General features: G+C 39.0%; 15 protein-coding genes. 11 read left to right on the top strand and 4 right to left on the bottom strand.

Going from position 1 to position 14,267, the window contains the following annotated elements; translation table 11 throughout:
• Positions 1 to 69 precede the first annotated feature (69 nt).
• From U2718_RS14105 to U2718_RS14090, 4 genes are all read left to right on the top strand, one after another.
• Positions 70 to 891 carry a hypothetical protein gene (locus tag U2718_RS14105; protein ID WP_341999882.1) on the top strand — a complete coding sequence of 274 codons (822 nt, stop codon included), beginning with the start codon at positions 70 to 72 and terminating at the stop codon, positions 889 to 891.
• A 357-nt stretch (positions 892 to 1,248) separates the two neighbouring features.
• On the top strand, positions 1,249 to 2,556 hold the full coding sequence (iscB, locus tag U2718_RS14100) for an RNA-guided endonuclease IscB (RefSeq protein ID WP_341999884.1): 1,308 nt from the start codon (positions 1,249 to 1,251) through the stop codon (positions 2,554 to 2,556).
• Between the two features lie 263 nt (positions 2,557 to 2,819).
• Complete coding sequence (locus U2718_RS14095; RefSeq protein ID WP_341999923.1) at positions 2,820 to 3,176, top strand: element excision factor XisH family protein; 357 nt, start codon at positions 2,820 to 2,822, stop codon at positions 3,174 to 3,176.
• Entirely contained in the window at positions 3,164 to 3,508 is a 345-nt protein-coding gene (locus U2718_RS14090; protein WP_341999886.1) for a XisI protein, read from the top strand. Before U2718_RS14095 ends, U2718_RS14090 begins: the two co-directional genes overlap by 13 nt.
• 57 nt (positions 3,509 to 3,565) lie before the next feature.
• On the opposite strand, the gene U2718_RS14085 is transcribed toward U2718_RS14090, so the two are convergent.
• Entirely contained in the window at positions 3,566 to 3,979 is a 414-nt protein-coding gene (locus U2718_RS14085; protein ID WP_341999888.1) for a hypothetical protein, read from the bottom strand.
• A gap of 401 nt (positions 3,980 to 4,380) precedes the next feature.
• Here U2718_RS14085 and U2718_RS14080 point away from each other — a divergent pair, with 401 nt between their 5' ends.
• Positions 4,381 to 7,083 (top strand): DEAD/DEAH box helicase, encoded by a 2,703-nt coding sequence (locus U2718_RS14080; protein ID WP_341999890.1) that lies wholly within the window; start codon positions 4,381 to 4,383, stop codon positions 7,081 to 7,083.
• A 140-nt stretch (positions 7,084 to 7,223) separates the two neighbouring features.
• Here U2718_RS14080 and U2718_RS14075 read toward each other — a convergent pair whose 3' ends face one another.
• The 3 genes from U2718_RS14075 to U2718_RS14065 form a co-directional block, all read right to left on the bottom strand.
• The gene (locus U2718_RS14075) at positions 7,224 to 8,246 is read right to left on the bottom strand and encodes a hypothetical protein (RefSeq protein ID WP_341999891.1); all 1,023 of its coding nucleotides are present in this window, start codon (positions 8,244 to 8,246) and stop codon (positions 7,224 to 7,226) included.
• Between the two features lie 315 nt (positions 8,247 to 8,561).
• On the bottom strand, positions 8,562 to 8,861 hold the full coding sequence (locus U2718_RS14070) for a hypothetical protein (RefSeq protein WP_341999892.1): 300 nt from the start codon (positions 8,859 to 8,861) through the stop codon (positions 8,562 to 8,564).
• 77 nt (positions 8,862 to 8,938) lie between these two features.
• Positions 8,939 to 9,127: a hypothetical protein gene (locus tag U2718_RS14065; RefSeq protein WP_341999894.1), complete on the bottom strand. Its 189-nt coding sequence runs from the start codon at positions 9,125 to 9,127 to the stop codon at positions 8,939 to 8,941.
• Between the two features lie 218 nt (positions 9,128 to 9,345).
• Here U2718_RS14065 and U2718_RS14060 point away from each other — a divergent pair, with 218 nt between their 5' ends.
• The 6 genes from U2718_RS14060 (at position 9,346) to U2718_RS14035 (ending at position 13,991) form a co-directional block, all read left to right on the top strand.
• Positions 9,346 to 10,398, top strand: a complete 1,053-nt coding sequence (locus tag U2718_RS14060; protein ID WP_341999896.1) for a hypothetical protein — start codon at positions 9,346 to 9,348, stop codon at positions 10,396 to 10,398.
• A gap of 192 nt (positions 10,399 to 10,590) precedes the next feature.
• Positions 10,591 to 11,106 (top strand): GNAT family N-acetyltransferase, encoded by a 516-nt coding sequence (locus tag U2718_RS14055; RefSeq protein ID WP_341999898.1) that lies wholly within the window; start codon positions 10,591 to 10,593, stop codon positions 11,104 to 11,106.
• A gap of 253 nt (positions 11,107 to 11,359) precedes the next feature.
• Positions 11,360 to 12,091, top strand: a complete 732-nt coding sequence (locus tag U2718_RS14050) for a hypothetical protein (RefSeq protein ID WP_341999900.1) — start codon at positions 11,360 to 11,362, stop codon at positions 12,089 to 12,091.
• Between the two features lie 123 nt (positions 12,092 to 12,214).
• Positions 12,215 to 13,162, top strand: a complete 948-nt coding sequence (locus tag U2718_RS14045) for a bifunctional DNA primase/polymerase (protein ID WP_341999901.1) — start codon at positions 12,215 to 12,217, stop codon at positions 13,160 to 13,162.
• Positions 13,159 to 13,599, top strand: coding sequence for a hypothetical protein (locus U2718_RS14040; RefSeq protein ID WP_341999902.1), 441 nt, complete (start codon positions 13,159 to 13,161; stop codon positions 13,597 to 13,599). Before U2718_RS14045 ends, U2718_RS14040 begins: the two co-directional genes overlap by 4 nt.
• 5 nt (positions 13,600 to 13,604) lie before the next feature.
• Positions 13,605 to 13,991 carry a hypothetical protein gene (locus tag U2718_RS14035; RefSeq protein WP_341999904.1) on the top strand — a complete coding sequence of 129 codons (387 nt, stop codon included), beginning with the start codon at positions 13,605 to 13,607 and terminating at the stop codon, positions 13,989 to 13,991.
• Positions 13,992 to 14,267: the final 276 nt, after the last annotated feature.

Here is a 14,267-nt window from a genome sequence, read left to right as displayed (position 1 = left end):
TATCAATCAATAATCAGCTAATTCATCATGTTTTTATAAAAACAAATATATTAATAATTATTAGTAAATATGCATAGTCGAACTATTGACATAGGAGAAAAATTTGGTTACTGGCAAGTACTTAAAAACCAAGGGACAGAAATACTATGTCAGTGTACAGCTTGCGGTACGGAAAGAGGAGTATTCAAGTACAATCTTCTTAATGGTAAAACAAAAAGCTGCGGCTGCATTAAGAAAGGAAATCTTATAGAAGTAGGAATAACCTTCGGCGAACTAACAGTAATTGACAACACAGAAATACAACAACCAGGTAGATTTGTCAAAGTTTTAGTACGCTGTAGCTGTGGAACAGAGAAATATGTCTACAAACACAGTCTAATTGCTGGTAATACTAATAGCTGCGGATGTAGAAGAAAAAAAGCAATCAAAATCACATCAGAAAATTCAAGAGAATACCACTCATGGAATTATATAAAACAGGTTTGTTATAACAAAAATCACCCCTTTTATAAAAAACATGGTGGTTGTGGAATAGAGGTACATCCAGCTTGGAAAGATGATTTTAACCAGTTCTTACTAGATATGGGAACTGCTCCCAAAAATACAATCATCGCCCGTATAGATGCCACCGGAAATTATGCACCTGGGAATTGTTTTTGGAGCAACCGTAAAAAATGTTGGCAAGAACTTGAACGAGCAGAAATAAACGAGTTTATTAAAAGCTATCATACTAGCATCGGTCAGGGTAAAAAAGCAAAGATATCTGAATCAACGATTCAGCTAATACTACAAGAACACATGAACGGAGAAGCTAATATAAATAGTATTGCTCGCAAATTTCAAATCTCTCCAAATGATGTAATAAATATCATCTTCGGGTTTAGTATGTAGCAAATATCACTTTTAGTTACATACAATAAGATAAAGTTAAAAGCACACTGAGGAGAGATGTCAGCAAAAGACCTATTTCATGCTGCTGTCAAACAAGCACTACTGAAGGAAGAGTCAGGGTTCTCTAGTTGAGTGCCAACCCCATGTCTGAAGATAAGGGGCTTGGTGGTTAACTCCACCTGACCAGACTATCCGTTTAGGGCAAGTGTTAAAGTTCCTACTCAGGGATGCTCGCTAGTCCCGTGATCCTAGAACTGAACGATTAAACAGGCTTACGGAGAATAAACCAGTGTCGTTTGGATAGTTACCGACCCTAAACAATGTCGAAGCACACATTACCATGCACGAGTTGCAGCAATGCAAAACTACGTTTTCGTTATTGACACTAACAAACAACCCCTAAACCCGGTTACACCAAGACGTGCAAGGGAGTTACTGACTAAGGGTAAAGCTGCTGTGTTTAGACGATACCCATTTTGTATTATCCTAAAACACGCGGTTAAAAACCCAAGTCCACAACCACTAACTATCAAGTTAGATCCGGGAAGTAAAACTACAGGCATCGCGCTTTTAGACAACGAGTCAGTTATTTGGTGTGCCGAATTAGAGCACCGAGGTTATCAAATTGAAGAGTCGCTCTCGTCCAGAAACGCATTACGGCGAGGACGACGCAACCGCAAAACTCGTTACCGCAAACCGCAAAAGCATGAATGGTTTAGAAAACGTAACAAAAAACCCGTTCCTAAACATCGTCGAGATGGATGGTTAGCCCCATCATTAATGCATCGTGTGTTGACCATCCAAACTTGGGTTAAGCGTCTTTGTCGCTATGCTCCCGTCACCAACATCGTGATGGAGTTAGTGAAGTTCGACACCCAGAAGATGCAGAATCCAGAGATTGATGGTGTTGAGTATCAGCGAGGAGAGTTAGCGGGTTACGAAGTAAGGCAATACCTTCTAGAGAAATGGCAACGCAAATGTGCTTACTGCGATAAACAAGATATCCCATTGCAAATCGAGCACATTCACCCACGCGCCAAAGGTGGTAGCGACCGGGTATCCAACCTCACCCTCAGTTGTGAAAGGTGCAACTTGAAAAAGGGAACTAAGTCAGTTGACGAGTTTCTCAAAAAGGATTGCACTCGGTTGGAGAAAATTAAGCGCCTCTCGTTGGCACCGTTAAAGGATACGGCTGCTGTTAACTCTACTCGATGGATGTTGTACCGCACTCTAAAACAGATGCTGCCTACAACAACGGGTACGGGTGGGCAAACAAAATACAACCGGACTCGGCTTGGCTTTGATAAATCTCATTGGATTGATGCCGCGTGCGTTGGTGATGTTGACAATATTAAGTTGCTGACCAATCAACCGTTAAGGATTAAAGCAACTGGTTGGGGTACTCGTCAAATGTGCGGTACTGATCGCTACGGCTTTCCTGCTAGACACCGTGAACGTAAACAGGTTCATTTTGGCTTTAGAACTGGCGATATTGTTAAGGCACATGTCAAGTCAGGAAAAAGAATGGGTACACACGTTGGTCGTGTTTTGTGCCGTGCTAGGGGTAGTTTTGATATTGCCACCAAGTCAGGAAGGGTGACAGACATCAGTCACAAATATTGCACACACATTCACAAAAAGGACGGCTACAATTATGCGTTTTGAGATATCACCAACTCTTAATGAATTCCCCTTCAGGCTTTACCCCCATGTCTAAAGCCCTTGTCGTTACCCACATCTTCTAGAAACCTTACGCTTATTAGGGTTTGTAGGTCTCTGGTTGATTGTCATCTATCAATATTTATTGAGAATAGTCACGCAATAATCAGGGTTTTGAAATCCAATTTTATAGCGACCGCCAGTTTGAGAAAAATGTGGATAATCACAAGGTCTAAAGCCAGGGGCACCCGCCCTTTGAATTTTGGTGGATAATTACAGCCGATCCGCTCATAATAAAAATTGAAGGTGTGAAGTTCGAGATTGATTTAGCAGCAGAAAAGATATTAGGAGCTGAGAAAGCAGGGCGAAAAATCGCAGTTGAAGTAAAAAGTTTTCTAAATAGTTCGGCAATCACTGACTTTCACGTAGCTTTGGGACAGTTTCTCAATTATCGGCTTGCCCTACAAATGAAAGAACCAGACCGGACGCTTTATCTGGCAGTCCCTTTTGATACTTTTAAAACGTTCTTCCAAGAACTGTTTGTTCAAGAAGCGGTCAAGTTTTATCAACTAAAGCTCGTGGTCTACGACCCAATTAAAGAGGAGGTTATCGAATGGAGAGAATAGAATACTACCGCCAATGCATCCGTAAGTTACTAACTGAACAGGCATCTGCGGAAAATAGTAACCCAGATGTTGAGTGTCAGCTGGTTTTTGATACAGAACATGACCATTATCAATTGCTGGATGTTGGTTGGGAAGGACTCAAGCGAGTATATAACTGTTTTATCCATTTGGATATTAAAGATGGCAAGATTTGGATTCAGCGCAATACGACTGAGCTAGATATTGCTCAAGCATTAGTAGAGATGGGGGTATCAGGGGTATCAAAGGAAGATATTGTCTTGGGACTACATCCGCCCTACAAGCGTCCGTATACAGGGTATGGTGTGGCATAGGGCAGAATATCGCTATTTATAAGTAACAATAATTGCTAGAAAAAAACTGTATAAAACTTAAAGTTCAAAATCAGAATCCTTGGATGGAAATGCCTGATATTGCTGTTGACGCGCAGCACCTATTCGGGCTGACGTATTATATTCATTAGCCTTAGTCCCAAGTTTTAGCTCTTGAGCTAAAGTTAAACCATCTCCATCTACATCACTTTCTAGTATTTGCGACACTACACTCGCTGGAGCAACCTGTGTCAATCGAGTCAAAGCGCTTGCTACAAATTCGTTCGACGCATCACAACGGTTTAAGAACTTAATAAAGTTAATGGTATCTTGCTCTGTCATCTTGGCAGGGTTATTAATATCCCCTTCAGCAAAAAAATCGTCGTATACAGTAATCTCGTTATCATTAAATTTCTCTTCCTTTGCCCGCTCAATTAGCAGTTCAACTTGAGATTTCTGTTCAGCAGAATTCATAATTTAATATCTATATACATAATCTAAATTAACCTATTTATTCCAATGGTCAAGTTGATTTTGTCTTTAATCAAAATTCACTCATTCATATTAAAATTTTATAAAGCCAAAACCTATTGGTATTTTAAATACAAGGTATTAAAATCAAAATATTCTGATTATTTATATCATAAATTTATTTATATTGAGTATCTAATAAACAGTGCTCCTAGCCCTATAAGATTATTTTTTTGAAAATCAACTTTAGTCATATAATTAGTGATGTTGTCTACTGCGGCGTAGGCAGTTCCATTAAAATCGTCTGAGTATATCCAGGCGATTAAAATAATACAGTCAAATCTGCATAAAACCACTACAACCACTGACGCTTACTTGTTAAAAACAACAAGTAGGTAGTTTTTATGAGCAACCGACCAGAGTGGTTACAACCAAGTCGTAGTATCTACTCCAAGCAGTATGGAATAATTCAAGTTAGTGCAATTATCGGCGATAACCTTTATTTCCGAAAAGGCATAATTAGCCAAACTATCTTCAATTGGGAGGAAGAAATAAAGAAAGGAAATCTTTCCCAAATTCAGCATACACCAACCTCAAAAAGTCTAATATATCAAGAAATAGCTACTGAAATAGAAGGTAGAAATAAACTTTCCTACTGTGATGTAATACCTGAACAAGCAGCTAACCTGGAACAAATTCCAGATAGCATGCATTCAGCAGTAAATAATGTGCTTAAGCAATTAGGAATAAATCAATTATACTCTCACCAAATTGAAGCGTGGGAAGCGTACAATCAAGGAAATCATATTATTCTTGAAACACCAACTTCTAGTGGCAAGAGCATATCCTTCCTACTTCCAGTCATTCACGAATGTTTCAAAGGGAACTCCTGTATCATTTTCTTCAACCTCAAAGCCCTAGCATTTGACCAAGAAGAAAAAATCAGGGAATTTGTAAACCTTTTACCAGAGTCAATTCGCCCTGCTATTCTCAATATTAATGGCGATACTCCATCCCAAGAACGCAAAAAACTTTATACACACAAACCCTCTATTATTTGTGTTACCCCCGATGTATGGCATCATGAGCTTAATAACTACCAATTTGATAACTACAATTTCGTTGAAACCTTACGCAAAGTTTCCATTATAGTAATTGACGAGCTTCACTTCTATAGTGGAATTTTTGGGGCTAATTTTGCCTTACTTAATCGTCGCACTCAACTAATAATAGAACAAGCAGGAGGCAATTTATCACAACTAAAATACATTTATGCCTCAGCTACTATAAACAATAGTCAACAGATCGCCCAAAAGATTTCCAGTCGGAGGGAAAATTTTACGGTTATTAGTCAAAGTGGAGCAAGAAAAGCTCAAACCACTTTTATCAGTCTCAAGCCCCAAAATAGTGTTCTGTACACAACCGCCCAAATAGCAGCTTTACTTGTTAGTAAAGATGTGGTTGGGATATGCTTTTGCGATAGTCGCGAAACGGTCAAAAGCCTAACCCAAACAATCCGCAAAATATTAGTTGAAAATGGACTACCTCACCTCAAAAATACTATCTCTGCATTCTATGCCAATTTGAAAAACAATCAAAGGAGAAAAATCATTGCAGATATAAAATCTGGAGATGTTAAATTTATAGTCTCAACGTCTGCACTTGAGGCGGGTCTTGACCTGGGATGCATTGATGCCGTACTCGTTTGTAAGTATCCTGGTAGTATCCTCTCCTTCCGCCAAAGGGCTGGCCGTGCTGGTAGGAAGGAAGAAGGCTTGATAGTATTTATCCCTTCCAGGCAATCAATCCTAGACTCATACTATTCAAACCACCCCGAACGGTTATTGACCGATCCACCGGAGGTAATCAACTTCAATCCCAATTTTGAAAACCTACTACAAGCACATATCTTAGCCTGCTGCAAAGAATCACGCCCGACAATCAACCAAATTGCCAAGCATTTCGGACAAGGGGGAGTTGCGATCGCAAACCAACTACTTGAAGACAAAAAGCTCGTGTACAGCTTTAATAACAAGCTGGCGTGCGCTCGCCATTTGGGTTATATACACGGTGATATCAAAATTAGGGGAAGCAGAAGCAACAACATCGACTACATCAACACCTCGACTGGCGAAGAATTTGAACAAAGTGCTGTAAATTCTGCGCTGAGGGAGGTATACCCTGATGCTATTTACATAGCACAAGATTTTGATGGCAACCCCGTTTGGTATCGGTCATTAGAACTCAAAATCAAGGAGGGACAAGCCTTTCTCAAACCAACATCTCAAACAAACCTATTTACACGCCCTCAAGGAGCAATTAGATTTGAAGAAGTCAAAACTACAGGCGAAGAAAAGTTAATTCAATTACCAAGGGGAGTGATAAAACTTACTCCTAAAATATGTAACATCTCGGAGTCAATATTCGGATACAAGTTATACAACCGGGAGTCGAGATGGACTTGTCCGAATCGAGATTGTAGAAATCACAATCAATCCCTAGCAAGCAAATTAGAAAACTGTTCCATATGCAACAGTCAACTAACAGAAAGAGACATCATACAGCTAGTAGAAGAATTACCGTACAAGGAAGCTTTAACTACTAGCTATTCTACAAGTTGTCTGGAAGTTGAAATAGACCTACAAGCAACAAATTTATTCAAGTCAAAGGTAGAGCAAATTAGGTCAATAATCAAGAACCAGAAATACATTTCCAGGGAGGAAAGAGAGTTATTTGAATACAAGGAAACCGATATTTGCATCCACAGTTTAGCGCATCAGCTGATGCTAGCCCTTCCGCTAGTCGAACATGGAGCCAGTAGTAAGGATGTCGATTTCATTCTACATGAGGAACCAAGCCAACCTAATTTAGTCGGCTACTTCTTCGACACGGTTGAAGGGGGAACTGGAATGTGCGATACGCTATTTCAATACCTAGAAAAAGCTATATCCAAGGCACGATTTTTAGTAGAAAATTGCCCATGTAAGCACGGATGTTCAAACTGTACTGTTATCTATAGGTGTCCTGATGATAACACGGCAATTTCCAAACAAGTTGGATTATCTATACTCCAAGATTTAATCCAGCAACAGGTACAAACTTTCTAATAAACATAGTTCTACTCTCTATATGTAATAGAGAGTAGAATTTTTCATGAAACAGTTATATAAAATGGTTCTTCAGTACCTGTTGTCGATTGCCAGATTATTTGGGTTCTTTTTAGGAGGCATAAAATAAAATTTGTAATTCAGTACACCTGCCACTTTTTCCAAATATCCCGATACTCTCCATACAAATATGACAAGTTGTATAGCTGTTCATCGTTCATGTTAGATGGGTCGGTATTCAGAAGTTCGTTAACATACCAGTCTGCAACACTAGCGTAATACTTCACAGACTGCTTCACTTGGCATATTCTCTGGTCTTTAAATACCAATCCAGCAATGAGAAATGATGGCTGAATTACTACCCCTCTCAATATCTGTGCAGTTGCTGTCACAATTGAAACTGGAATGGAAATGAAAATGCCGATCAGTGGAAGTCTTGATAGAAATTTGAGAAGAGTGTTGTGTAAGCAGATGCCCGAATTTACAAAAAGAAGGGCAGAATCTGAAACTTCAATAGGAAGCCAAAAGCGTGATAGAGGTAATGCGATCGCTAAACAAGCTAGAACATGAATTGACGCAACAGAAATCCAAGCGAATGATGAGATATAAGCAAGAACTTCACTAGAAGAAGCTAAGGATTCTGACAAAAATGATCCCAAAATGCCCCATCCCATTAGCCCACTTACTAGAGATGTCAGAGCCAATGCAGTTATGTTGTCTTCTAAATCTCTATCCAGTGCCTCTCTGAGTGAAAATCCCTCACTCAAAACAACAAACTCTTCTGTCACTTTGAAGCGAGTTCCAGCAACTTCCTCCATTGTCTTGCGTAGCAATTCCTGCATTGCTTTCGCATTTCTCCGAATGATATCTACAGGATCTTCTGCGGGTTGGGAGTGGTAATCGTCTGAAAATCGTTCTGAACTATGTATTTCACCTCTTAAATAGGATTCAACCATAGCGATAGCGTGATCAATCAACCTAAAATTCCGCTCAAACCGTTTAACGGTTTCTTGTGAGGGGTTTGTATGTGCGATCGTATCAGGATGCCAACGTTTAAAGGCTTTTCGTCGGATGGCAGGCAAATCGCTTTCAGTAATGCTCTCAAGATTTGGGAGTTCTAATAAAAGCAGTGCTTCTTGCAGAGTAAGTGTCTCTTGCTCCATACACATCATTCATACTTAGTATTGGCTCTTTCAACTCAACTCGATTCCAGTAAACACTTAGGCAATGTGCAACTATATTTTGGGCACCTACAAGTAATAAAATGCCTAGCCGTATCAATAATATTTTTGACACAACCGAGGTATTTAGGCGCTTTCGCTCTCAAGGCGAAAGCGACGGCTGGGCATTTTATTTTCTGGAAATCCCTTGAGCTATTGATTCCCCGCTGTTTGAGCCACCCAGAATTTAAACTGCTGAGTAATCGATCACAGAAAATTAAGGTTTCTAGACCTTCAGTTGCACATTGCCTAATAGTTTCATTTGAGTGTCGCCTTAGTCAGTTTGTACGCTCCGAAAGCTCCAACTCCTGTTAGCCCGCAAAAAATAACAGTTGCACAAACAGGATTTGCAAGCACTACGGCCCAAGCCGCTGGATGAAAAACAACATTAGAGAACACAGCAAACGGTCCAGTTGCTCCCGCAGCCCAAGAAGCTGTAGCCGCAGATGCGGCAGCAACATTATTAATTGCAGCACCCGCTATAGCACCACCAACTGCACCGCCAATTGTTGCTCCAGACTGTACGATTACTTTCCCAGCTTCGTCCTTTGCTGACATAATCTTTCTATTTGACTAAAATGATTTAAAAAAGGTGGGGTATTGTCTTATAAAGACTACTAGATGCCACTTTAGACTTAACCTACCTGGTCAGAGCCAAAGGGATCTAGAATTGCAGCAATGGTTCTGCCGACAGCATGACCTATTTGCCTTCCTAGATGTTCAGAGGGATGTTCATCAAATTCTTCGTCCAGTTCGCGCTGGTATACGCTTCGTACTGTTTGTGTGACTAGCGCCCCTAAGAACTTTTCTAATTCTTCACCCATTTCCTGTTACCTCCTGAACTGAAAATTGGCTATACCTACATTTGCATAATAGACACTCTAGAATTTCCGGTGGAGGGAAGGCGAGAGATATATGATAGACTAGGTAAAAAAACCTCCCTCGATAGAGGGAAGAACCTTTGATATCACTAGTCTAAATAGATACTTTTACGTATCTCATACTGGATTTAATATGTATGTAGCTCAAGAACTACTAAAATATGGATAATCCAAAAATTATTGAGATTTACGAGAAACTTCCTAAATTACGGCGAGAAGTTTTGGAGCTAATTTTATTAGGATATTCAAAAACTAAAATTGCTATAGATATTCTTGAGGGAGACGAAGCTAGAGTAAAGTTTCACCGAAAAGAGATTTATGAGGATTTTGACCTATTCCTTAAACACATTGAGCCTGAATCTAAACTTTCCCACCTTATAATCTTGTTTTATAGTGAGACACCTAATCTGATGGCTCGACTTAGAGTTGAGTTAGGCAGCCCTATCTCTTCACGAAATCAACTAATCAGACAGTTTGGTGAATTTCTTGACGAGTTATCCAAAGAAAGTAAGGAATATAAGTTTGAACTACATAAGGTACATAAACAAGAAATTCCAGTACTGCAAGCTTTAGGACGGAGATACTTTAACACTCAAGATCATCTTCCTACCAAACTTTTAGAATCTTGGTATGAAAAAGACCCAAATTATTTTAGAAAAATAATTAACAAAAATGGGAAACTTGTGGGGTTTTTTATTATTCTATTTATTAAACCAAAATACTTTACCGATTTTGCTCTAGGCAAACTGATTGAAAGAGAAATAGATAGCTCTAAAGTTTTTGCACCAGAAGAATTTCGGGAATCTCAAGAATACCCTCTTTATATTAGTGTAGTTGCGGGAGAGAGTGGACATTTTGTAATAAATACCTGTATCCTTCTATTTCTTGCAAAGTATCTAGATAAGATCCGTGAACTGCGAACAGTCAATGAGTTATATGCAACCGCAGCAACAGAGGATAGACGAGATATTATGCGAGATCATCTAGGATTTTCTGTCCACATACCTGCTAGCCAAAGAAGGGACGGCGAAGACTTTTTTGTAGCAAATCTTACATCTATCAAAACTTCCCTGTTCGATTATCTTGTACAAGAATTTCCTAAATTCAAACGCTACGCTTCCAATATAGATCTCAGCAATGAAGATAACTGGAAGCCTGTTTATTATCAAAGAAAGGCTTTGAAGGAGGTTAAGAGGTGCGTTAACTCTGAATAAGAGATGTCGCTCAATCATTTAAGAAGCATTTTTCTGTAAATTGAAAAATTATCAGGGAATTGCCACCCGCTACGCCAAAACTGCTCTCTCTTTGACTATTCTAAATTTTAAGCCTCTGTTTTTGATAATTTCTTTGTAAAATGGACAATTCACAAACACTACAAACTTAACTTAGTTCAGAATTTTTTTGAAATGTATATTGAACCTCTCTCATATAGGACACTTGATGAAGCAATTAATCTAGTTAATAAAGTTTTTTTAAACCAGAATCTGTTTGAAAAAGCTAGTTGGGCATTTCGGTTAAGCCTTAAAAAAAGTGTGATTGCAAAGATAGTTCTTTGGGTTGTGGGAGTTACCGAAGTACGTTATTGGGTTGCCATCGATGGGGATTCCAGCAAAGTAATAGGAACCACAGGGTTATATAGCTATAAAAAAGATAGAAATGAGGCATACTGGCTCGGTTGGACGTGTGTATCCTCTATGGATCGGGGTAAAGGCATTGGAAGTAAATTAGTTGATTTTTCCATTGAAAAGGCACAATTAGAAGGTAAAAAATTTTTACGACTATATACATCAACTGATCCTACCCGAGCAACTGCACGGATTCTCTACCAGAAACGTGGATTTCGGCTTATTGGTGAACAGAAGAGATGGAGGAGTCAATTTAAAAAGTTATATCTTGAACTTGAGTTATCAGCAGCCTTATGAGGTTAAGTTTTCCTTAGCTATATTTATTGTTCTATTAGGGATTTGAGTAGCAACAGCATAGGAAAAGCGGTTAAGTATTGTAACTAAGATTTAATCTTTGTAATTGGAATTTTTGGGTAGAAAGTGTTTAGGAAACACCTGTGAAAAATGCTGATTTTTGGAGCGGCAATTTAAAAACTAACATGTGATACTGCATTAGTAAAACTACGACATAAACTAACGCTAGCTAAAGCAAAGTCTCTTTGTTAGTGTTATGTACGTAGAGTTAGTTCCTGACTGCGAAAAAGCACCCCAAAATTTCCAAATTATTCATGCACCGACATATTTACTAACAGATACAAACTATCAGTTGGGCGATTTCATTCCTGCATCAGATATTCACCTAATAATTAATCAATCAGTAAAATTGGGATATCAAGTTAAAATTTGCCCTCTAATTAAATATCCCCTACCAGCAATTAGTGATGAACTTGCGGATTTAATGACATATTATCCATCTGATTTAAAAATGCGACTTAACGGCATGGTTTTTGAGCAACGGGCATATGTAATGGCAAAAAGCCATGACGAAGTATGCCTAAACAGAGAATCAAAAGCCATTCTCCAAGAAGCAGAGTACTGGCTAATTAATTATGCCCGTGAAGTTATCGCCAAAAAAGAATATTGCATATTGAATATACTTGCTCATATTGACAAAGCAGACTTTAGACAAAAGGCGATAGATACTCTAATGTGCTGGCAACCCGATTGGAAAAAGGCTATCTACCAATTTGCAGGAAAGAGATTTGAAGCAGGCAATAACGAATTTAAAATAATCAGTTATTACTACAATCAAGAAAAAAAGGGGAGAGAAGGAGTAATGGTGCTGTGCACGGTAACAAAAACCATGAATAACTTCCCCGAATTTCCCATATTCCCACTCGATTCTAACTGCACCCTTGGGATTTATCAAGTTGAGAATGCCCTCAACCAACGATTAGCTTAAACTATAGGATTTCGTAGTTCGTAATCACTACTTTCTAATTAAAAATTACGAATTATGTTAACTACTCCTAAAAACTCATGCACACAACTACCGACAGTAAAGAAGTGAAAATCACGTGAAACGATGCACCCCCAGGCGCGTAAAATCATCTCGTCTCTGGAACAATTACCATCAAATTGGCGAATTGTACCTACCTTCGGCAAACGCCCTCTGGGAGGAAAACAATGGCAGCATAAAACTTATTCTCCCAAACAGCTACAAACCGAACTCATTCGTACTAAATGCAAGATTTGGTCAGGGAAAAGGTATACACGTGTCACCGGGGTTGCTATTGTCTGTGGCGATAACCAACCACAAGGACATATCATCGCCATCGACTGCGACGGGCTACACGCCTGGGGTCAAATACTCATCCTTACAGAAAAGCTAGAAGAGGAGGAAATAAAAGAGATTGCACCCCAAAAATTATGCGATCGCGCACTTGCATACTTACCACCAACAGTCGCCTTTACCTCTGGAGGCAAGTACAAATGCCAGTTTCTATACCTAATACCCCAACATAAGTCAATTACTTCTAGCAAAATATCAAATCTGGAGTTTAGGGGTAAAAATCACGTCTCAGTCCTTCCTCCTTCCTATCACCCAGAAGGGAGGTATTACCAGTGGGTTCCCGGTTGCAGTCCCCAAGAAAAACAAGTTGCGATCGCACCCCAATGGGTAATAACCCAAATGTCAAAGCAGAAGGAAAAGGCAACTTGCCTACCACAAGAAAAATATAACCGCAGATATGGGGTAAACAGATACCAATTATACCCAGATATCGAAACTAACATTCAGGCTGCACTCACATTTGTGGAAGTCATTCACCCCCGGTTCGCAGATGACTACATCACTTGGATACAGGTAGGAATGGCGCTTAAATCAGTCAGTCCCACTCTACTAGAAGCATGGGACACCTGGAGTCAACTATCACCCAAATATAAACCAGGAGAATGTGCTTACAAATGGCAGTCGTTTAGGCGAACCGGGATTACCATCCGTACCCTCTCAAAATTTGCCAATCTTTCATGAACAATCAAGACCAAAACCAGGAAAGTATAACTAACCCCAAAGTTAGTTACGGTAGTGATTTAAATTCTAGTAACAATAATAACGCAGAAGATGATGAAATTGATGAGCAAGTTGATGATAACAGCACTCTAAATTCCAAAACATATTTAATAACCATACTCATTCATCTAGATGAGCAACAAGCCATCCTATCAATTGGTATCAGAAACGCACCACCCATCATTGAAACTATCAACTATCAGGAAATAACTTCACAACCAATTCTCAGAGACTACATTCACCAGTTAGAAGAAGCACTACCCAAAATCATTGAAGCTGCTGAAAAAACAAAAGTCACTACCAAAAGTTCTAACCAAAAGAAACAAATACAAAAGCGAGAGTTACCAGCCAATTCTCAAGAAGTCGAATCTAACAAAAAACAACTTTCACTGTTCTAATCATCATGAATTATATCGCTATCATCGAAGGTCAACAAGTCCCTATCCCAGAAGAAACAGCAAGCAACGATGAGAAAATCAGACTTGCTATCAGCACATATTTCCCAGAATATGCTAATGCCGAAATCACTCGGACAACTACAGGAGATACAACCGAAATCAGGCTAGTTAAACGCGCTGGAACTAAGGGTAATTGTATCACCGAACTCAAATTAGCACCAGAACAAATTAACCCAGCGTTTGAATTAGCTTGGAAGTTAAAACTTTTAGAAATTAAAAATCAACTACCTCTAGAACTTTTGATTAGTATCCAAGCAGAAATAATCCACACAATCAAAGTAGGAGAAAGCTGGGAGATATATACAGAAAAAGTTTTTAAGTCTCTTAAATAACAACATAAGTTTCTATCACCTGAAGCTGTAGAAAAAGCATTTACAGCTAAAACCGTTAGTTCTGGATGGTTATCTCCCAATACTTTATGGTGGGGTAAAACACCATTTGATTAGATATTGTGTATAATTTAAGTAAAGTTTATCATTTATCGGGAAGCGATTCAATCTGGCAGTAAAAACATCTAGCTTCATTACAGAAATACCATTAATAACAACTTCTAAGGACATGGCTATACTTGCTGCCAGGTTGGAAGCGGGGAGACAACTTTATAATGC

The organism is Chlorogloeopsis sp. ULAP02, from assembly GCF_038404745.2.
Classification (GTDB): Bacteria; Cyanobacteriota; Cyanobacteriia; order Cyanobacteriales; family Nostocaceae; genus Chlorogloeopsis.
This window is presented reverse-complemented; position numbering and strand designations above follow the sequence as displayed.